Genomic DNA, 20,279 nt, shown 5'->3' on the forward strand with positions numbered 1-20,279 from the left:
CCCCATCGTAGTGCCCTACTGACCCGACAAGTGGTGCACGAATGCACAAGCAGTCCGGATCAGCGGCGGATCGGCAACTTCGATGTGACCATGGACACCACGTCGTTCACCTCGTGGATACGGAGTACCCGGGCCACGCCGGCGTACACCGGAAGCATCACGACGGCCGCCACCGCGAGTTCCAGGACCGCTCCGATGGGTCCGGACCAGTCGACCGCAAGGCGCAGCGCCCACAGCACCAGGCGGCCCGCGCCGGCGCCCGCGACCGCGGCGATCACCATCGCGAGCAGCGGCAGCCCGATCCCGGCGCCCGGCACCCGCGGCACCTTCCGCCGCAGCACCGGCCGGGAGATCAGTACGGCGACCAGGTAGGCCACCGCGTACGCCGCGCCGAGCATCACACCGCTGAAGCGCAGGTGCTCCTCGTCGAGCACCACCCGCACCCCGACCAGGGCGGCCGCGATGTTGGTCGCCGCGATCACGCACTGCAGGAAGAACGGCGTACGGGTGTCCTCGAAGGCGTAGAACGTGCGCAGCTGGAAGTACTGCACCGTGAACGGCACGATCCCGAGCGCGAGCGTCATCAGCGTGTACGACATCAGCGTCAGGTTGTTCTTACCGGAGCCGTACCCGGCGATGATCGTCACGATCGGGTAGGCGAAGGCGATCATCGCGGCCGCCGCCGGGACCACGATCGCGAGCGTCTGCCGGATCGACCGCGCGGACAGCCGGCCCACCTCGGCGGTGTCGCCGTCGGCCGCCAGCGCCGACATCTGGGGCAGCGCCGCTGTCGCCAGCGAGACCGTCACGATCCCGTGCGGTACCAGGATGATGAGCATCGCGGTGCTGTACGCGAACAGGCCGGCCTTCGCGCCCGGGTCGTCCGTGGCGCTACCCGCGATCGCGAGCTGGGTGACCACGACCAGGGTCACCTGGTTCACCGCGACGAACAGGACGGTCCAGATGCCCAATCGGGCAGTGTGTCCCAGACCGGTACCGCGGAGACCGAACTTCGGCCGGTAGGTGTGCCCGCTCGCCTTCAGGTACGGCAGCAGCACCAGCAGCTGGACGGCGATACCGACCGTGTGGCCGAGTCCGAGCAGTAGCTCCTCGCCGCGGCTGTACGTCGCGGGGTTGTCACCGACCCGGTAAACGAGCAGGAAGACCACGATCGACGCGCACGCGACGATGTTGTTCGCGATCGGCGCCCACATCATCGGGCCGAACCGGCGCCGCGCGTTCAGCACCTGGCCGACCAGCACGAAGGCGCCGTAGAAGAAGATCTGCGGCAGGCAGAGCCGGACGAACATGATCATGTTCGCCTTCTCGGTCATCCGCGACGGGTCGTGCAGCTCCTTCGGGAGGTACAGCTCGGCGATCACCGGCGCCAGCAGGACGCAGGCCACCGTGACGACGGCGAGGACGACGAACCCGAACGTGAGCACCCGGTTGGTGAAGTCCTGACCGCCGTCGTCGTGGTTCTTGATCGCGCGCACCAGTTGCGGCACCAGCACGGTGTTGAACACGCCGCCGGCCAGGAGGATGTACAGGCTGTTCGGAATCGTGTTCGCGGCGGTGAAGATGTCACCGCGCAGCGCGGTACCGATGGCGGCCGCGAGCAGGGCGATCCGGATGAATCCGAGCAGGCGGGACAGCACCGTTCCGGCTGCCATCACCGCCGCGGAGCGCAGGGTGCGGTCAGCCATCCTTCGAACCGACTCCTTCTTTCAGGGACGTCCCCGGAGCGGGAGCCTCGGGCGCGCCGTTCGCCTCGGGGCGATCGTGGGCGGGATCAGCGGTCTCGGTGCTGACCGCGGCGGGGTTGCGGCGCTCGATGCGCACGCGACGATAGATGCGGACGAACGACGTACCGAAGAGCAGGGCGCAGGCGGCGCCGACCAGGATCCAGCCGACGCTGCCGTACTGGCTGGCCTGGATCAGCAGCTCCTGGGACTTGCCGACCGGCTCGCCGCCCGCGGTCGTCACCTGGGCGTTGGCGCGGATCAGGCCGTTCTGCTCGGCGCTCGCGGTGATCCGCGGGGTCCACTTCTGTCCCGGACCGAGGACGGCGGTCTGCAGTGCCTTGATCTTCAGGTCGGACCGGTTCGCCGGGGTGACCACGATGCCGACCCGGACGGACCAGTCGGTGTCGTTGGTGATCGTCAGCGGGAAGGTGCCCTTGCTGCCGGCCAGGTTGACCTTGATCTCCTTGCGCAGGCCGCGGTCCACGCTCGCGTTCACCAGGTGCACCTTGCCGAGCTGCTGGTTGGCCGAGCCCAGCTCGATCGCGGTGAAGGAGCGGGCCTCCTCGGAGTACCCGTTCCAGCCCAACGACGTCGACCTCAGCAGTGCCTGGGTCATCACCTCGGGCAGCTGGGTCGGGTCGAAGAGCAGGTTCTGCATCGTGGTGGTCGCGTCGTCGAGCTGCTTGATGCCGTTGAGCTGGGACTCGGTGAGCGTGCCGTTCGTTGTGCGCGCGGCCGGCGCCCTGGTGGTCTGCGGCCTCGGGTTGGCGGCTACGACGGTCGCGACGTCGGTGGCCTTGATCCAGGGCAGGGACAGGCTGTTCGCGAGCGCGGTGGTCGCGGCGCCGTCGCTGTCCCAGCCGCGGGGCGGCAGGGCGACGACCGAGGCCGTGGTCTTGCCGGCGGCCGCAATCAGCGCGGTCACGGCCGCGAACCGTTGCCGGACCTGGAGCGGGTTGTCGGCGGTGCCCGCGTCGGGGCCGCCGGAGGTGAGCGAGGAGTCCGCGATCACCGTGCGGACCGTCTGGTCGGGGCTTCCGGGGGTTAGTACGTCGTACACCGGGGTGCTGGTCAGCACGGGACGGTTGGCGGCGGACCACGAAGAACTGCTGACCAGGTTCAGGTCGTCGCGGGTGGCGCCGGCGAAGCCGCCCGACGCGGCGCCCAGGTACCGGCTGGCGGCGGCGCCGCCTTCGAGCGAGAGCCCGTTGGTGAAGCCCGGCGCGAGTTCACCGCCGGAGCGCTCGGTCTTGGTCCGTGCCCGCGCGACGAGCTTCTTCAGCGGCTCGCCCGAGTCCAGCAGGCCGGCCACGTCCGGGTCGCCGTACGGCAGCAGAACCACCTGGTCGCCCCTGGTCCGGCGGGTATCGAACTCCTTGAGCCAGTCAGCCGCGACGGCCTGGCCGGTGCCGGGGGTGGTCTGACCGTTCTGGCCGAGGATCACGTACCCCTTGGCCAACTGCCGGATCTCGTCGAGCATCGCCGGGTCGACCAGCCAGGTGACCCTGTGCTGCCTGCCCAGCGCAAGCAGACGGCCGAGCGAGCCGGTCGGGGCGAGCGCCTTGGCGAGGGCGTCGTTGGCGAAGTTCCTGCCGCCGAGCTGGGTCGGGCGGTGCCGCAGCGGTACGACGAGGGCGGTGTTGACGGTGCGGGTCAGGGGCTGCTTGCCGAGCACCGGCATCAGGATGCGGGCCCGGCCGGCCATCACCCGTCCGGTGTCCGGCGGGTTGCCCCGGAACGTGACGCCGACGACGTACACGCCGGTCTGGTCGGTGATCCGCCATTCCTTCCACGGCACCGTCAGCGAGAACCCGACCGTCTCCTTCGGCGCCAGCGGCTTGTCGAACGGCTGGAAGGTCTGTGTGTCGTTGGTCAGGTTGCTGCAGCTGTCCCGGTCGTTCAGCGGGATGTTCTGCTCGGTGGGGATCGCGTCCACGGCGGAGGTGCTGGCCAGCCGCGTCCGGTCGATGCAGGCCAGTGCCTGCGGATCGTCGAACGTGACCGAACTGGTGTTCGTCACCCGGCCCTTGATCACGACCGGCTGGCCGGGCTTCGGCGCGACCGGGCCGAACGAGTCGATGGTGACCTGGACGGCCGGCTCGTCGGCGGGCAGCGCACCGGCCGGAGCGCCTGAAGTCGCTGCCGAAGCAGCAACCAGCAGGCAAGCCCCCACCACCGCGGAGAGCCTCAGTCGCCGTCTGAACACGCCGTCACCGTAACCTAGTTCCCCGTGTCACCCTTTGCCGACCAGTCAGCCTCCGCCGGATCGTTGTCCGCCGTGCAACGCAGAGCCGTCCAGGCGCTGCTGCAACTCGCTCCGGTGGTGGACGAACTGGGCGCCCGGTTCGCCGACGCGGACCATGAGATCGCCCTGGTCGGCGGTCCCGTCCGGGACATTCTGCTCGGCCGCGGGAGCAAGGATCTGGACTTCACCACGTCAGCGCACCCGGACGTGATCGAGCGGTTGCTGTCCGGCTGGGCGGACCACGTCTGGGACATCGGTAAGGCCTTCGGCACCATCGGTTGTCGTAAAGGTGAGTGGGTCCTGGAGATCACGACCTACAGGTCGGAGACCTACGATCCCACCTCGCGCAAACCGGAGGTCGCGTACGGCGACAGCCTCGAGGGCGACCTGGCCCGCCGGGACTTCGCGATGAACGCGATGGCGGTCCGGCTGCCGTCGCGGCAGTTCGTCGACCCGTACGGCGGCCTCGAGGACGTCGCGCACCGCCGGATCCGGACGCCGGGGACGCCCGAGGACTCGTTCTCCGACGACCCGCTGCGGATGATGCGGGCGGCACGGTTCGCGGCGCAGCTCGGGTTCGCACCGGACCCGGCCGTGGTGGCGGCGATGACCGCGATGGCCGACCGGATCACGATCGTGTCGGCCGAGCGGGTCCGCGACGAGCTGGAGAAGCTGATCTGCTCCGACCAGCCGCGGATCGGGCTCGACCTGCTGGTGTCCACCGGGCTGGCCGAGCACGTGCTGCCCGAGCTGCCGGCGCTCCGGTTGCAGGTCGACGAGCACCACCGGCACAAGGACGTCTACCAGCATTCGCTCACCGTCCTCGATCAGGCCATCGATCTGGAGTCCCGTCTCTCTGTTCCGACGCCTGATTTCGTCGTTCGGTTCGCCGCACTGATCCACGACATCGGCAAACCGAAGACCAAGCGGAACGAGGACGGCGGCAAGGTGACGTTCCACCACCACGACGTGGTCGGGGCGAAGCTGGCCCGGAAGCGGATGAAGGCGCTGCGGTTCAGCAACGAGCAGATCGAGCAGGTCAGCAAGCTGATCGAGCTGCACCTGCGCTTCCACGGGTACGGCGACGGTGAGTGGACCGATTCCGCCGTACGGCGCTATGTCCGCGACGCCGGCGACCAACTCGAGCGGCTGCATGTGCTGACCCGCGCCGACTGCACCACCCGGAACCGGCGCAAGGCGGAGGCGCTGCGCGCGGCGTACGACGACCTGGAAGCCCGGATCGAGCGGCTGCAGGAGCAGGAGGAACTCGACGCCCTCCGCCCCGACCTCGACGGCAACCAGATCATGGAGATTCTCGGCATCCCTCCGGGCCGCGACGTCGGCGAGGCCTACAAGTTCCTGATGAACGTCCGCCTCGACGAAGGCCCCCTCGGCGAGGACCGAGCTCGCGAGAAGCTCCTCACCTGGTGGTCCGAGCGTTCCTAGACCGGTTGCGGCGGCTGGGTGGCGTAAGCCTTCGCGATCACCTCGACGGACTCGTCGTGCGGTGCGTAATCGACGGTGCTCCCGTCGAGCGTGATCGACGCGACCGGTAGGGCGGCGTCGACGGAGTTGGTGAGGTACGCCGCGTCGTACGTCGGGAGATCGGTGAGCCGGACCGGGATCGCGTCGTAGGTGCCGAGGCCGCGTTGGAGGACCTGCTGGCGGGTGCCGGGTAGGACGCGCGCCGCCGGGAAGACGATCTGTGAGCCGCGGGCGAAGCAGATGTTCCAGATGGTTGCCTCGGAGATCTCGCCGGACGCGGTGTGGAAGACGGCGCTGTCGTAGCCGGATTGCTGGGCCTGGCGTCCGTAATAGATGAGGTCGAAGGTGCCGGTGTGTTTGAGGTGGGGGACGGCGCGCTCGTGCTGGACCGCGAGCAGGCGGGGCAGTTGGGTGCTGGGTGCGACCGGCGGACCCACGTGCACCAGCAGATTGAGGTCGGTGGTGGCGAAGACGTTGACCCGGATCGAGAGATCGCCGGAGTCCACGTGCCGGACTGCGGCGCGGAGGTCGGCGCGCACGCGGTCCGCGGGCAGCGGCTGACCGAAGACCTCCCGCGTACTGCGATCGAGGCGGGCGAAGTGCAGGTCCAGCCCGTCGACGCACCCGTCGCGGACCTGCATCGAGGTGAAGTGGCCGTACGACGCCGCACGCAGCGTCGCCGGATCGAGCGCCGATGCGGGTGCGCCGTTCAGCAGCAAGAGATCACTCACGGCCCTAGTCTCGCGGTGTGGACGTATGGAGCATCATCGGGTGGGGCGGATCCGCGCTCGTCGTGTGGTCGTTGCTGCAGACGCGGATCCTGCGGCTACGGATCCTGAACCTGATCGGCTGCGTGATCCTGGTCGGGTTCAACGCGGTGGTCGGCGTCTGGCCGATGGTCGGCATGAACGCGGTCCTCGCGGTCATCAACGTCGTACACCTCTGGCGCCTGCTCCGGCACCGGCACGACGAGGCGGAGTACCAGGTCCTCCAGGTGAACGAGACCGACGCGTACCTCGGCTTCGTCCTCGAGCAGCACCAGAAGGACATCAGCCGGTTCAACCCCGGCTTCACACCCGGGACGAGCCCGTACGCCTTCCTGGTCCAGCACGGCGACCGCACTGTCGGCGTGGTCCTCGCCCACGACGCCGGCTCCGGCCGCGCCCAGATCGATCTCGACTACGTGGTCCCGAAATACCGCGACTTCACACCGGGCGAGTTCGTGTACCGCCGCAGCGAGGTGTTCATCGAGCACGGATTCCGCCAGGTCATCGCCCCACCCCGCATGCGCGACTCCACGCCGTACCTGAAGAACCTCGGCTTCCACCGCGAGGGCGAGCACCTCGTGCTGAACCTCTAGAGAGCCTTCGCGTAGCAGAGGGACGCGACTTCGTTTTCGAACGGCGGGTACGGCGGAGTCGGGAGGTAGCCGTGGTTCGTGTAGAGGGCGATGGCCTCGACTTGTTTGGTGCCGGTTTCCAGGCGGAGGCGGGTCAGGCCGGTGGCGCGGGCCTGACCCTCGACGGCCTCCAGCAGGATGCGGGACAGGCCCCAGCCGCGGGCGGGCGGGGCGACGTACATTCGTTTGATCTCGCCGAGTCCGGGTCCGACCGGCTGCAGGCCGACGCAGCCGACCGGTGTTCCGTCGAGCGTCAGGACGGTGAACGTGATGTCGGGATGGAGGGCGACGAGCGGCTGGTCCTCGCCGTACGTCGCGGCCAACTCGGTCTGCTGTGCCGTCGTGAGGGCGAGTACGTCCGGGTCGGTCGGCGGCGCCTGTCGCAGTTCGACTCCCTCGATCACCATGCCGCCGGACGGTAGCAAGACGGCATGACGCTCCTGTTTCCGATTCCTCTCCGTGGTCCGGCGTGGGCGTGAGGAGCTCAGCGGTAGATCCGTACGTCCGCCAGACTCCACCAGCTGTCCACATGGGGAGTTAGGGCGTGCGCGAAACGGCGCAGTTGTGGCAGGTTTTGGGCATGAACCTTCGGATCGGCATTGCCGGGATTGCTATCGAGTCCAGCACGTTCTCGCCGCACCGCGCCGGGTTGGCGGATTTCGACGTACGGCGGGGTGACCACCTGCTGGAGCGGTACGACTTCCTCGGCAAGGACTGGGCGCAGGGCATCGAGTGGGTCCCGCTGCTGCACGCGCGGTCGCTGCCCGGTGGTGCGGTGCTGCCGGAGGTGTACGACGAGTTGTCGGCGGAGATCATCACCCGTCTCGAGGACGCCGGGCAGCTCGACGGGCTGTTCTTCGACATCCACGGCGCGATGAGCGTGGTCGGACGGCAGGACGCGGAGGCCGATCTGGCGACGCGGATCCGGGATGTGCTGGGTCCCGACGTCCTCGTGTCGGCGTCGATGGATCTGCACGGCAATGTCTCCCGTGAGCTCGGTACGGCGGTCGATCTGATCACCTGCTACCGGATGGCTCCGCACGAGGATGCGATGGAGAGCCGCGAGCGCGCACTGCGGAACCTGGTCGAACGGCTGCGGTCCGGGCTGGGGAAGCCGGGGAAGGCGTGGGTTCAGGTGCCGGTGTTGCTGCCGGGTGAGAAGACGTCGACGCGGCTGGCGCCGGCGAAGTCGATCTACCGGCGCGTGGGCGAGGTCGCGGACGAGCCCGGTGTACTGGATGCGGCGGTCTGGGTCGGGTACGCGTGGGCCGACGAGCCGCGATGCCGTGCGGCCGTGGTGGTGACCGGCGACGACGCCGAGCTGATCACAGCGCGGGCCACTGAGTTGGCTCAGGCGTACTGGGATGCGCGAGACGGGTTCGAGTTTGTGGCACCGACGGGGACGTTGGCGGAGTGTGTCGCGGCCGGTCTGGCCAGCGATGCGCGGCCGTTCCTGATCAGCGACTCCGGCGACAACCCGACCGCGGGCGGCGCCGGCGACGTGTCGTGGACACTCGGCCAGCTGCTGTCAGTGGAGGAGTTGGCCTCCGGCAAGGCGACCGCGATCCATGCCAGCATCACTGACCCGGAGGCCGTCGCCGCCTGTGTCGCGGCCGGCGTCGGGAACCCTGTCGAGGTGACCGCCGGCGGCAAGGTCGACCCCGGCCCGGCCGGTCCCGTTCCGCTCTCCGGCACCGTCTTCTCCATCTCCGAGGACCCCGTCGGCGGCACCGTCGCGGTGGTCAAGGCAGGCGGACTGCACTCGATCCTCACCAGCCGCCGCAAGCCGTACCACCACCTCGCCGACTTCACCCTCCTGGGCCTGGACCCCGCCGCGACCGACCTGGTCATCGTCAAGATCGGCTACCTGGAGCCCGAGCTCTACAACCTCGCGGCCGACTGGTTGCTGGCCCTCACGCCCGGAGGCGTGGACCAAGACCTCCTCCGCCTGGGCCACCACGGCGTACTCCGCCCCCTGTTCCCCTTCGACCCCGACATGGCCGCGCCCGACCTGACGCCCGAACTCCTGCCGTAGGGCGCGCCACCTGAGACACCTCGCGGGGTCCGGAGACAAGTGACGGCTTGTCTCCGGACCCCGCGGCTTGTCGCAATCCGGCTCAGCTGGAGACCTTCTGGACGAACGCCTCTGACGGGTCCAGGACGCGGCCGGTCGCGTCGGTGGGCTCGAGTTTGCGGAGCGGGCGGTTGTGCTGGGTGTCGAGGAGGACCGAGTGCGGTTCGGATTCCTCGAACAGGTGGTCCTCGCCCCATTGGCGCAGGCTGACCAGGATGACGAAGAGATCGCGGCCCTTCTGGGTCAGCGCGTACTCGTGGTAGGCGCTTCCGTCGGCTCCGGGGACGATCTCGAGGATTCCCTGCGCGACGAGCTCCCGCAGCCGCGACGACAGGATGTTCTTCGCCAGGCCCAGGTTCCGCTGGAACTCGCTGAACCGGGTGATGCCGTCGAAGGCGTCCCGGACGATGAGCAGCGACCACCGGTCGCCGATGACGTCCACCGCCCGCGCGACCGGGCATTCGGCTCCCTCGTGCGTCACGCGCTGCGGCATCCGCGTCCTCTCCTCGTGCACCCAATTCTCGACAACTGGTTGCAAGTATAAACCAGCTCCTCTACGCTCACGGCCAGGCGGTTTCAAGTTGAAACCAGATTCGGTGAGAGGTGAGCGTCATGACAGAGGCAGATTCGCGGGTGAGCCCGGTCCGGGTGGCAGTCGTGCAGTTCGAGCCACGCGTGGGCGTCGAGAACCTGAAGGCGAACGCGCTGGCGGTCGAGCAGCGGCTGACGGCGGCAGCGGATGCGGGAGCGGGGCTCATCGTGCTCCCGGAGCTGGCGACCACCGGGTACGTGTTCGAGACCCGCGAGGAGGCGTACGCCCACGCGGAGGCCGTTCCGGACGGTCCCACCGTCGAGTCGTTCGCGCGGATCGCGGCCGAGCGGAACGTGTACATCGTCGGCTGCGTCGCCGAGCGCGACGGCGTGACGCTCTACGACACCGCCGTACTGGTCGGACCCGAAGGCTTCATCGGCCGGTACCGCAAGACGCACCTGTGGAACACCGAGAAGCTGTGGTTCACGCCCGGTAACGAAGGATTCTCGGTGTACGACACCAAGATCGGCCGGATCGGGCTGCTGGTCTGCTGGGACATCTGGTTCCCCGAGACGGCGCGGATCGTGGCGCAGCTGGGGGCCGACATCATCTGCATCCCCACCGGCTGGGTCTGGACCCCGCCGCCGCTGTACGACGCGAGCGGTGTCTGTATGGCGGCGTACCTGACGATGACGGCCGCGCACGCGAACAACGTCTTCATCGCGACCGCGGACCGGATCGGTCAGGAGCGCGGCGCCGGCTTCATGGGCAACTCGCTGATCGCGGGGACGAACGGCTGGCCGATCGACCGGATCGCCGGCCCGGACGAGGACACGATCATCTACGCGGACGTCGACGTGACCGCGGCGCGCACGGCGCCGATCTGGAACCAGCTCAACGATCTGCACCGCGACCGTCGTACCGACCTGTACGACCAGATGCTGGGGTACCGCGACCGCGCTCCGCTCCCGAGGTGACCTCATGACCACAGTCCGAGGTACGACGGGTCTCGCCGGCTCGCGACGAGCCGCTGTCGGTGCCGGAACGGTCTTCGTCGCGCTCCTGGCGCTCGCCGGATGGACGTTCGCGTGGCTCGCCCGCGGCGGGCAGCCCTGGGACGGCGACTACACCGAGCTCGGCCGGCTCGCGTCCTGGCTGGTGGGATCGATCAGCGAGCCGCAGTACTACGCCGTTGCCCCGGCCGGTGCGCTGTTGCTGATCGGCGGCCTGGTGGGTCATGTCGCGTACCGGATGTCCTGGCGGTACCAAGGTTTCGTCCAAGCCTGCGGCTCGGGACTGTGGCCGTGGGCCGCCGGGAGCGCACTGGCCAGTCTGCTGCTCGGCAACGTCATCTGGGGCTGGACCCTGGTGCCGGGGAGCTGGCAGCCGCTGTTCGTCCCTCTGGTCTCGGTGGCGCCGGCGGTCGTCGTGCTCTACGGACCGGGTTGGCGGATCGCGCTGTTGGCGGCCGTCCTCGGGGCCGTCCTGACTCCGCCGGCTTCGATCCTCGCTGTCGAGTACGTCTGCCGACCGCTGGATCTTCCGCCCGTCGTCGGAGCTACCACCGGCATGTGGCTCGGCGCGGCGGTGGCGTTCTGGATCTGCGGCCGGTTCGGCTGGATACCACCGGCCGGAGCCTGGCGTGAGCAGGAGCATTCCGAGCCACGAGCGGTGGCCGGTCGCCAGGACTCATTGTTGTGGGTACCGCGTCGCGCCTTGGCGGACTTCTCCGAGGCACAGTTCTTCGGCAACGAATGGGCCAGCGCGACACTGCTCGCCGGTGCAGTCGTCGCGCACGTGATCAGCTCGTCGAGTACGTCGTACGGCTCCGGCCTGTTCTCCGCGGTACTCGCGAGCCAGGTGATCACTGCGGTCGCGGGCGTACTCATCTGGCGGAAGCGCTGGCGGATGCACGGGTTCTACCCGACGTTCGTCCCGGTCGTGTCGGTGGCGCCGGCCACGGTCCTCGCGTTCGGCGGGACCATCCAGTCGATCCTGGCTGGTGCGCTGGCCGGTGCCTTGATCGCCCCGCCGGTGGCGGCCGCGATCGCGGCGCGGCTGCCGAAGACCTTCCATCCCTTCGTCGGCAACGTCGCATCGATGAGCCTGTGTACGGCGCTCGTCGTGCCGGCGCTCCGACTCGTCCCTGGATTCACGACATGACTGCTACTGGACTTGCCCGCGCGCTACGCAGCGGGGAGACCTCGGTGACCGAGGTCGTCGACGCCGCGCTGCGCCGTACCCACGAGCTGAACCCGACCCTGAACGCGTTCACGCTCATCGACGACGAGGGCGCTCGCGCAGCGGCCCGGGAGGCCGACGAACTGTTCGCCGCAGGGGTCGACCTCGGTCCGCTGCACGGCATCCCCGTGGCAGTGAAGGACCTGATCGACATCGCCGGCCTGCCCACCAGTTGCGGGTCGGCCACCTCCTTCGGCGCGACTGCGACCGAGGACGCCGAGGTCGTACGGCGGTTGCGCGCCGCGGGTGCTGTGATCATCGGTAAGACGACGCTGCACGAGTTCGCGTACGGCGCCACGGGTGATCGGTCTGCCCATGGTGCCTCACGCAACCCCAGTGATCCGCGCCGGATGTCCGGTGGCAGCAGCGGTGGTAGCGCGGTCGCCGTGGCCGCTGGGATGGTGTCGCTCGCGTTGGGCACGGACACCGCCGGTTCCGTCCGCGTGCCGGCCGCGTTGTGCGGTGTCGTCGGACTCAAACCGGCGTACGACGCGATCCCCAGTGCGGGGGTGTATTCGCTGGCGCCGACGCTGGATCACGTCGGGCTGTTCGCCGCGACGACCGAGGATGCGCTGGCCGGTTACCAGGCTCTGGCCGACCGTTCGGTCGAACCGGTTTCGGTCGACGGTCTCACGGTCGGATGGATTCCGCCGGAGTCCATCGCTGTAACCGATCCGCGCGTCGTCGGGTTGACGCGGCAGTTGGTTCTTCGCGCGGGCTTCGGTGTCGACGTCATCGACGGATTTCCGAAGTGGGAGCGGAACGAGAGTCTGTTCGAGATCTTCTCGACGCTGCAGGGGCGCGAGGCGTTCCGCGTTCACGAGGACCACCTCGAGACCGACGCCGGGCTCATCGATCCGGAGGTGCTTGCCCGGCTCCGCACGGGGCGGGAGATCACCGATCGCGACTACGCCTCGGCGGATGCGGCACGTCACGAGTTCCAGGTCGTGGTGGACGAGTTGTTGTCGGCGTACGACGTACTCGCCCTGCCCGCCGTACCGATCGTGGCGCCGCTCGTGGGTGAGCGCAGTGTCCGGGTGGACGGTGCCGACCTGGAGGTGCGGGCGGCGCTGTTGTCCCTGACCAGTCCGTGGAACCTGACCGGGTCGCCGGCGCTCAGCGTTCCCGCGGGCCGCCTCGGCGGGCTGCCGGTCGGCGTGCAGCTCGTCACCGCTCCCGGCCAGGAGGGGCTGCTTTTCGCTGCCGCCCGGCAGCTCGAAACGTCTTGACCACAACGAAAGGAACGACATGCCCTCGATCCAGGTCGACCTGCCGCTGACCGCGGACGAAGCGACCAAACGTGCGTTCGCGGAACGCATCGGACGCATCTACGGGGAGATCATGCAGGTCGGCATGGATCTGCTCACGGTGTCCGTCCACGCCCTCGGCCCCGGCGCCGTGTGGCGCTGCCACGAGTCCGGCCCCCCGACACCCTCGGGCCTGATCATGTGCGACATCCGCACCGGCCGCCCCACCGAGACAAGAGCCCGACTGGCCCAAGCACTGATCGACGCCTGCGTCGACACCTTCAACCTCGACGCCCTGTGGCTGAAAGTCGAGTTCACCCAACACGACGGCAACGAGATGTACCACCCCCACCTCAACGGCTTCAACAAAAACTGGTCAGCCGACGAACGCTAGGGCTTACAGCTTGCGGAGGAGGTGGAGGGCTTCGATGGTGTGGTCTACGAGGGTGTCGGGGGTGTAGGGGCGGGCGTCCTCGGGGAGGGCGGACCATTCGATGGCGAGGTCTTCCGTGTACGAGAGCCACGCGTGGACGCGGAGGTAGTCGCGGGACTCCGGCTCGTCGGCGACCTCGGGTGTGCCGACGTACGTGAGGACGCGCTCGGTCAGGCGGGCGCGGGTTTCGTCGTACACCTCGACGGCGAAGTCGTCACCGCCGGCCGCGCCGCGGACGAAGGAGATATAGGCGGTACGCCGGCGCGCGATGAACGCGACGAACTGGACCAGCATCTCGCGGAGCTGCTGGTCTGGCGCCAGCGACTCGTCCGGCTTGGTGACGCGGAGCAGGCGGCGGCCGGCCGCGGAGATCACGGCGACGTAGTAGTCACGCTTGCTCGGGAAGTAGTGGAACAGCAGACCGCGCGAGATCCCTGCCTCGCTCGCGATCGCGTCGATCGACAGCTCGTGGATCGGCTTGTCGCGCAGCATCATCAGACCGATTCGGACCAGTTGCTTCTTGCGGTCGTCCGCTGTCAGTCGGTGATCCATGCTATTGAGCATTGCTTAGACGCTGAGCTACGGTCAAGCCGAGGAGAGGAGTCTTGATGGGGTTCGAACCAACGGCCCGGGCTCAGGATCTGATCGCGCGCGTCGATGCCTTCCTGCGCAGCGAGATCGAGCCGGTCGAGGCGGACCTGCACGAGGCGATCCGCACCGCCGGCGACCCGTGGCAACCGCAACCGCTGATCAAGGATCTGCAGGCGAAGGCCCGTGAAGCAGGCCTGTGGAACCTGTTCCTCCCGCCCGCGGAGCCCGGCAACGAGCAGTACGGCGAGGGGCTCAGCAACCTCGACTACGCCCCGATCGCCGAGCTGACGGGACGCTCGTTCATCGCGCCGTACATCTTCAACTGCAACGCGCCGGACACCGGGAACATGGAGGTCCTGCTCCGCTACGGCAACGACGAGCAGAAGAAGCGCTGGCTGGAGCCGCTGCTGGACGGGACGATCCGCTCCGCGTTCTGCATGACCGAGCCCGACGTCGCGTCCTCGGACGCCACGAACATGCAGGCGACGGCGGTCGTCGACGGCGACGAGGTCGTGCTCAACGGCCGGAAGTGGTGGAGCACCGGTGTCGGCCACCCGGACTGCGAGCTCCTCATCTTCATGGGCCTCACCGAGCCGGACGCGCACCGGTACGCACGTCACACCATGGTCCTCGTCCCGCGCGACACCCCCGGTGTCAAGGTCGAGCGGCTGCTACCCACGATGAGCAGGTACGACGAACCGCACGGCCACGGCGAGGTCTCGTTCACCGAGGTCCGCGTGCCGGCCGCGAACATCCTGGTCGGACCGGGCAAGGCGTTCGAGATCGCCCAGGGCCGTCTCGGCCCGGGACGAGTGCACCACTGCATGCGGCTGATCGGCCTGGCGGAGAAGGCGCTCGAGCTCGCCCTGCAGCGCGGCACCAGCCGGACCGCGTTCGGCAAGCCGCTGGTCAACCTCGGCGGCAACCGCGAGCGGATCGCCGACGCGCGGATCGCGATCAACCAGGCGCGGTTGCTCGTGCTGCAGACGGCGTACCTGCTCGACACCCAAGGGCTCGCGGGTGCGTTGAGCGAGGTGAGCCAGATCAAGGTCGCGGTACCGCGGATGGCGCAGGACGTGATCGACATGGCGATCCAGTTGCACGGCGGTGGTGGGCTGTCCGACGACTTCCCGCTCGCGGCCGCATGGACGAGCGCCCGGGCGTTGCGGCTGGCCGACGGGCCCGACGAGGTGCATCGTGGGGTGATCGCGAGGATCGAGCTCGCGTCGTACCTGGGGCGTGCCTGATGGTCCCACGCCTACTGCGCGGCACTCGGCACGGCACCTCGCCGCACGGGAGCAAAGGCCACGATGGATCCGCATCGAGTCCTTCGCTCCCGCACGCCGAGCTACCGCGCCGAGCACCTGCTCGCTACGGCGTGGGACCATCAGCCACGCCCACGACTGCTCAGGAGGCCAAGTGAGTCGTGTCCTCGTCACCGGTGCCGCGAGCGGGCTGGGCGCGGCCCTCGTCGCCCGCTTCGTTGCCGACGGCCACCAAGTGCTCGGCACCGACGTGTCCGAGGACGGTCCGGGCGGTACGGCGTACCGGAAGCTCGACGTCCGGAGCCCGGAGGACTGGGACGCGGCCGTCGCGTGGTGCGAGGAGACCTGGGGTGGCCTGGACATCCTGGTGAACAACGCGGGGATCGCGACCGGCGGGCGGATCGAGGTCGAGACGCTGGACGAGTGGGACCGGGTCGTCGACATCAACCTGATGGGCGTGGTCCGGGGGTGTCGCGCGTTCGTGCCGTTGTTCAAGCGGCAGCGTGCCGGGTACATCGTGAACACCGCGTCGGCGGCCGGGCTGGTTCATCCGCCGATGATGAGTTCGTACAACACGGTGAAGGCCGGCGTGGTCGCGCTGTCCGAGACGTTGTCGCACGAGCTCGGTCCGTACGGCGTGAACGTGTCGGTGGTGTGTCCGTCGTTCTTCCGGACGAATCTCGCCGACTCGATCCGCGGCGCGGACAGGGCGATGGGGGCGACCGCGCGGCAGCTGATCGAGAAGTCGCCACGGACCGCGGACGACATCGCGGCCGCGGTCGTTGCCGGAATCAACAAGAAGCAGCACCTGATCATCCCGGACCGGCCGACGCGGGCCGCGTACTGGACCAAGCGGCTCGCGCGGCCACTGTACGACCGCCAGATGCGCAGGATCGCCGCCCGCGCCCACGAAAAGGCCGAGCGAGCGAGCGGTGCGGCGAGAGCCGCTGGGGCGGAGACACGTTCGCCGGACGGGCGGTGACAGGCGTGCCGGACGGTGCCAGGCCGGTGCGGGACGAGGACGCGTTCGACGTACCGGCTGTTGATGCGTGGCTGCGGCAGCGGACCGACGTACCAGCCGGGTTGCCGGAGGTGAAGCAGTTCTCCGGCGGCGCGTCCAACCTGACCTATCTGTTGAGCTATCCGGACCGCGACCTCATCCTGCGCCGCCCGCCCGCGGGCACGAAGGCGAAGAGCGCCCACGACATGGGCCGCGAGTTCCGCATCCAGAAAGCCTTGAAACCCGTCTTCCGCTACGTGCCGGAAATGGTTGCTCACTGCAACGACGAGTCGGTGATCGGCTCCGAGTTCTATGTGATGGAGCGAGTCGTCGGCACCATCCCAGGCCATCACCACCTCGGCGTCGACCTCACCCCGGCACAGACCCGCCGGCTCGGCTTCACGCTGATCGACACACTGACCGAACTGCACGTCGTCGACCCCGAAAGGGCAGGCCTGTCGGACCTCGGTCGCGGCGCGGGGTACGTCGAACGCCAGGTCACCGGCTGGTCCGAGCGCTACCGAAAAGCGAAGACCTGGAACGTGCCGAGCTACGAGCGCGTCATGTCCTGGCTCGCCGCGAACCAGCCGGCCGATGTCCGTACCTGCGTTGTCCACAACGACTTCCGGCTCGACAACGTCGTCCTGGCGCCGGACGATCCGCTGCGCGTGGTCGGCGTACTCGACTGGGAGCTGGCCACGCTCGGCGATCCGCTGATGGATCTCGGCGGCGCGCTGGCGTACTGGGTGCAGGCCGACGACGACTGGGCGTTCCGCCGGTTCAGGCTGCAGCCGTCGGACGTGCCGGGCATGATCACCCGGGACGAGATCGTGCAGTACTACGTGAAGCAGTCGGGGATCGCGGTGGACAACTGGGCGTTCTACGAGGTGTTCGGGCTGTTCCGGCTGGCGGTGATCGCGCAGCAGATCTACTACCGCTACCACCACAAGCAGACCCGGAACCCGCGGTTCAAGAACTTCTGGCTCCCCGTCAATCTGCTCGAGCGACGCTGCCGCAAGATCATCCGGCAGGCGTGAAGTGGCCGTCGTCTACCTGATCCGGCACGCGCAGGCGTCGTTCGGTGCGCGTGACTACGACAAGCTGTCCGCACTGGGCGAACGACAGGCAGTCAGGCTCGGCGAGGCGCTCGCGGACGTGAAGCCGGCCATCGTGCTGTCCGGGTCGATGCGCCGGCACCAGCAGACGGCATCGCTGGCGGGCTTCGCGGCGGAGGTGGATCCGGGGTACGACGAGTTCGATCACCAGGAGGTGATCGTCGCGCACAAACCGGCGTACAAGCGGCACGCGGTGATGGTCGCCGACCTCGCGCGGGGCGGTCGTCCGAGGCGCGCGTTCCAGGAGATGTTCAGCGCGGCGACGCAGCGGTGGATCGACGGTGGTGACGGGTACACCGAGACGTTCCCGGCGTTCTGCGAGCGGTCCGAGGCAGCGGTACGGCGTACCGCCGGGCGACTCGGGAAGGGCGAGACGGCGCTCGTCTTCACGTCCGGCGGGCCGATCGCGGCTGTGGTGAGCCGGCTGCTGTCCGGCGGCGACGGGCTGTGGGCGAAGCTGAACCCGGTGACGATCAACACCGCGATCACCAAGGTCGTATCCGGGCGCGGCGGGCTGACTGTGGTCAGCTACAACGAGCACGTCCACCTCGGCGCCGACCTGCTCACGTACAGATAGGACATCCGATGCGACGGAACATCCTGATCACCGGTGCCAGTTCCGGGCTGGGTGCGGAGATGGCCCGGCAGTTCGCGGCCAAGGGCCACGACCTGGCGCTGACCGCGCGGCGTACCGAACGGCTGGAGGCGCTCCGGGACGAGCTGACCGCAAGTTATCCACAGATCACGGTAGTTATCCACAGCCTGGATGTGAACGATCACGACCAGGTGTTCGAGGTGTTCCGGACGATCGACGCCGAGCTGCCGCTGGACCGGATCGTCGTGAACGCCGGGCAGGGCAAGGGCGCCCCGCTCGGTACCGGGCGGTTCGACGCGAACCGCGACACCGCGCTCACCAACTTCGTCGGCGCGCTCGCCCAGGTCGAGGCAGCGCTCGAGCTGTTCCGGGCCCGGAACGCCGGCCATCTCGTGCTGATCTCGTCGATCTCCGCGCTGCGCGGGTTCCCGAAGACGGTCACGACGTACGCCGCGACGAAGGCCGGGCTCGCCTCGCTCGGGGAAGGGCTGCGGCTGGAGCTGCTGGGCAAGCCGATCAAGGTCAGCACGATCTACCCCGGGTACATCCGGTCGGAGATGAACGATCGGGTCGCGCACACGCCGTTCATCGTCGACACCGAGCCGGGGGTGCGCGCGATGGTCGCGGCGATCGAGGCGGAGAAGGCGAAGGCGTACGTACCGGCGCGGCCGTGGTGGCCGCTCGCCCAGGTGATGCGGCTCGCGCCGCTGCCGTTGCTGAAGAGGATGATCTGAATGCGCTGGGGGCTGACGGTTCCGCTGACCGGGGTGCCGCTGCGGGATCACCGGTCGTTGGTCAAGGAGCTCGCCGGCTTGGGCTACACCGACCTGTGGTCGGCCGAGGTCGCCGGGGCGGACGCGTTCACGCCGCTGGTGCTCGCGTCCGAGTGGGATGCGCAGTTGCGGCTGGGGACGGCCGTCGTACCCGTGCACACGCGCGGGCCGGCTGCGCTCGCGATGAGTGCAGCGGCGCTGGCGGACCTCGCGCCGGGGCGGTTCGTGCTCGGGATCGGGGCGTCGTCGGAGACGATCGTGACCGGGTGGAACGGGATCGCGTACGACCCGCCGCTGGCGCGGACGCGCGACGTGCTGCGATTCCTGCGGCAGGCGTTCGCGGGGGAGAAGGTTGACGGGGAGTTCGACAGCTTCACGATCAGCCGCTTCCGGTTGGAGAAGGCGCCCGACGTACCGCCCGCGATCATGGTCGCTGCGCTGCGTCCGCAGATGCTGCGGCTGGCCGCGCGGGAGGCGGACGGCGCGATCACGAACTGGTTGTCCGCGGACGACGTACGCCGGGTGCGCGCCGAGCTCGGTCCGGGCAAGGAGCTCGCCGCGCGGATCTTCGTGTGCGTCACCGAGGACGCGGAGATGGCGCGGAACATCGGCCGCTACCTGATCGCGACGTACCTGACAGTCCCCGGGTACGCCGCCTTCCACGACTGGCTGGGCCGCGGCGACGCGATGAAACCGATGCGCGACGCCTGGTCCGCCGGCGACCGCAACGCCGCCATGGCCGCCGTGCCCCTCGAGATCATCGACGACCTGATCGTCCACGGCACCCCCGACGAATGCCGGTCCCACATCAATCGCTACGTGCAGAACGGCCTCGACACCCCCATCATCGCCACCCTCCCCACCGGCACCGACCTCCTACAAACCGCCCGCTCCCTCGCCCCCAACTGAACAGCCGAAAGGACGCCCTGACGCGACCTGCACGGACAGCCGGGGACGTGGCGACCGTTGTGTCCACCGTGTACGCTGTGTACACATCCGGAGATGGGGATCGCATGAGTTCGCAGGTCGAGTACCGCAGCGCGCGAGAGGCGCGTGAGCATTTCAAGGACATTCTGGACGCGGCTGATGAGGGTCGTCCCGCGACTGTCACCCGGGATGCCCGCCGGGTGGCGGCGGTGGACGCGGACCGGCTGGTGCACTTCCTCACCAGCGTTCGGCCGTCAGGTGCGCAGGCGATCCCCGAGAACGACGGTTGGTCGATCATCCTTCCCGGGCTTCCGGTTGCCGCGGACGGGGCCACGCTCGACGAAGCAGCGGCAGAGATGGTCGACGCGCTCCGTGTGTACGCCGATGAATGGGCCGACCACCTACGCCTGGCGCCCAACCACGCCGAGCACTGGGGTCTGGTGCAGATCGTCGCGCTCTCGTCGGACGAGCAGCTTCGCGACTGGCTGCTGGCCTGAGGTGCCCGTGAGTGAGCGACGCCGACCTGCGACTCGGACAGATCACCAGAACTTCTGTCTTGTTGAAGGATGGACAGAACGCCGGCGCGCGACGGGCAGGCAAGGTACGCATCAC

Annotated in this window: 20 protein-coding genes; 14 read left to right on the plus strand and 6 right to left on the minus strand. The window is 68.9% G+C overall.

The window, feature by feature from the left end:
* Window positions 1–59: 59 nt before the first annotated feature.
* Window positions 60–1,706, minus strand: coding sequence for a murein biosynthesis integral membrane protein MurJ (gene murJ / locus BJY22_RS06005; protein ID WP_167204212.1), 1,647 nt, complete (start codon window positions 1,704–1,706; stop codon window positions 60–62).
* Entirely contained in the window at window positions 1,699–3,951 is a 2,253-nt protein-coding gene (locus tag BJY22_RS06010) for a DUF6049 family protein (protein ID WP_167204214.1), read from the minus strand. The genes murJ and BJY22_RS06010 overlap by 8 nt, the downstream gene beginning before the upstream one ends.
* A gap of 63 nt (window positions 3,952–4,014) precedes the next feature.
* Here BJY22_RS06010 and BJY22_RS06015 point away from each other — a divergent pair, with 63 nt between their 5' ends.
* Entirely contained in the window at window positions 4,015–5,436 is a 1,422-nt protein-coding gene (locus BJY22_RS06015) for a CCA tRNA nucleotidyltransferase (RefSeq protein ID WP_167217926.1), read from the plus strand.
* Here BJY22_RS06015 and BJY22_RS06020 read toward each other — a convergent pair.
* A complete protein-coding gene (locus tag BJY22_RS06020; protein ID WP_167204217.1) occupies window positions 5,433–6,206 on the minus strand; it encodes an aminotransferase class IV in 774 nt (257 codons plus the stop codon). The two genes, BJY22_RS06015 and BJY22_RS06020, sit on opposite strands and share 4 nt — an antisense overlap.
* A gap of 17 nt (window positions 6,207–6,223) precedes the next feature.
* On the opposite strand from BJY22_RS06020, the gene BJY22_RS06025 reads away from it, so the two are divergent.
* On the plus strand, window positions 6,224–6,835 hold the full coding sequence (locus BJY22_RS06025) for a YgjV family protein (protein ID WP_167204219.1): 612 nt from the start codon (window positions 6,224–6,226) through the stop codon (window positions 6,833–6,835).
* Here the strand turns inward: BJY22_RS06025 and BJY22_RS06030 are convergent.
* Entirely contained in the window at window positions 6,832–7,281 is a 450-nt protein-coding gene (locus BJY22_RS06030; protein ID WP_167204221.1) for a GNAT family N-acetyltransferase, read from the minus strand. The two genes, BJY22_RS06025 and BJY22_RS06030, sit on opposite strands and share 4 nt — an antisense overlap.
* A 173-nt stretch (window positions 7,282–7,454) precedes the next feature.
* Here BJY22_RS06030 and BJY22_RS06035 point away from each other — a divergent pair, with 173 nt between their 5' ends.
* Window positions 7,455–8,909 carry a M81 family metallopeptidase gene (locus BJY22_RS06035; protein ID WP_167204223.1) on the plus strand — a complete coding sequence of 485 codons (1,455 nt, stop codon included), beginning with the start codon at window positions 7,455–7,457 and terminating at the stop codon, window positions 8,907–8,909.
* A gap of 82 nt (window positions 8,910–8,991) precedes the next feature.
* On the opposite strand, the gene BJY22_RS06040 is transcribed toward BJY22_RS06035, so the two are convergent.
* On the minus strand, window positions 8,992–9,441 hold the full coding sequence (locus tag BJY22_RS06040; RefSeq protein ID WP_167204225.1) for a winged helix-turn-helix transcriptional regulator: 450 nt from the start codon (window positions 9,439–9,441) through the stop codon (window positions 8,992–8,994).
* 119 nt (window positions 9,442–9,560) lie between these two features.
* Here BJY22_RS06040 and BJY22_RS06045 point away from each other — a divergent pair, with 119 nt between their 5' ends.
* The 4 genes from BJY22_RS06045 to BJY22_RS06060 are packed head-to-tail and all read left to right on the plus strand — an operon-like array spanning window position 9,561 to window position 13,362.
* The gene (locus BJY22_RS06045; protein WP_167204227.1) at window positions 9,561–10,457 is read left to right on the plus strand and encodes a nitrilase family protein; all 897 of its coding nucleotides are present in this window, start codon (window positions 9,561–9,563) and stop codon (window positions 10,455–10,457) included.
* Between the two features lie 4 nt (window positions 10,458–10,461).
* Window positions 10,462–11,643 (plus strand): hypothetical protein, encoded by a 1,182-nt coding sequence (locus tag BJY22_RS06050; protein WP_167204229.1) that lies wholly within the window; start codon window positions 10,462–10,464, stop codon window positions 11,641–11,643.
* Window positions 11,640–12,950, plus strand: coding sequence for an amidase (locus BJY22_RS06055; protein ID WP_167204231.1), 1,311 nt, complete (start codon window positions 11,640–11,642; stop codon window positions 12,948–12,950). Before BJY22_RS06050 ends, BJY22_RS06055 begins: the two co-directional genes overlap by 4 nt.
* A gap of 19 nt (window positions 12,951–12,969) precedes the next feature.
* Entirely contained in the window at window positions 12,970–13,362 is a 393-nt protein-coding gene (locus BJY22_RS06060; RefSeq protein WP_167204233.1) for a tautomerase, read from the plus strand.
* A 3-nt stretch (window positions 13,363–13,365) separates the two neighbouring features.
* On the opposite strand, the gene BJY22_RS06065 is transcribed toward BJY22_RS06060, so the two are convergent.
* Window positions 13,366–13,953, minus strand: a complete 588-nt coding sequence (locus BJY22_RS06065; RefSeq protein WP_238350296.1) for a TetR/AcrR family transcriptional regulator — start codon at window positions 13,951–13,953, stop codon at window positions 13,366–13,368.
* Between the two features lie 56 nt (window positions 13,954–14,009).
* Here BJY22_RS06065 and BJY22_RS06070 point away from each other — a divergent pair, with 56 nt between their 5' ends.
* The 7 genes from BJY22_RS06070 (at window position 14,010) to BJY22_RS06100 (ending at window position 20,164) form a co-directional block, all read left to right on the plus strand.
* Window positions 14,010–15,239 (plus strand): acyl-CoA dehydrogenase family protein, encoded by a 1,230-nt coding sequence (locus BJY22_RS06070; RefSeq protein ID WP_167204236.1) that lies wholly within the window; start codon window positions 14,010–14,012, stop codon window positions 15,237–15,239.
* A 172-nt stretch (window positions 15,240–15,411) separates the two neighbouring features.
* Window positions 15,412–16,239 carry an SDR family NAD(P)-dependent oxidoreductase gene (locus BJY22_RS06075; RefSeq protein WP_167204238.1) on the plus strand — a complete coding sequence of 276 codons (828 nt, stop codon included), beginning with the start codon at window positions 15,412–15,414 and terminating at the stop codon, window positions 16,237–16,239.
* 5 nt (window positions 16,240–16,244) lie between these two features.
* Window positions 16,245–17,294, plus strand: a complete 1,050-nt coding sequence (locus BJY22_RS06080; RefSeq protein WP_337758263.1) for a phosphotransferase family protein — start codon at window positions 16,245–16,247, stop codon at window positions 17,292–17,294.
* 1 nt (window position 17,295) lies between these two features.
* Entirely contained in the window at window positions 17,296–17,949 is a 654-nt protein-coding gene (locus BJY22_RS06085) for a histidine phosphatase family protein (RefSeq protein ID WP_167204242.1), read from the plus strand.
* An 8-nt stretch (window positions 17,950–17,957) separates the two neighbouring features.
* Complete coding sequence (locus tag BJY22_RS06090) at window positions 17,958–18,701, plus strand: SDR family oxidoreductase (protein WP_167204261.1); 744 nt, start codon at window positions 17,958–17,960, stop codon at window positions 18,699–18,701.
* The gene (locus BJY22_RS06095; RefSeq protein ID WP_167204263.1) at window positions 18,702–19,649 is read left to right on the plus strand and encodes an LLM class F420-dependent oxidoreductase; all 948 of its coding nucleotides are present in this window, start codon (window positions 18,702–18,704) and stop codon (window positions 19,647–19,649) included. It abuts the gene before it with no gap.
* Window positions 19,650–19,753: 104 nt separating this feature from the next.
* Window positions 19,754–20,164 carry a prevent-host-death protein gene (locus BJY22_RS06100; protein ID WP_167204265.1) on the plus strand — a complete coding sequence of 137 codons (411 nt, stop codon included), beginning with the start codon at window positions 19,754–19,756 and terminating at the stop codon, window positions 20,162–20,164.
* Window positions 20,165–20,279 lie beyond the last annotated feature (115 nt).

Origin of the sequence: Kribbella shirazensis (assembly GCF_011761605.1) — a bacterium.
Classification (GTDB): Bacteria; Actinomycetota; Actinomycetes; order Propionibacteriales; family Kribbellaceae; genus Kribbella; species Kribbella shirazensis.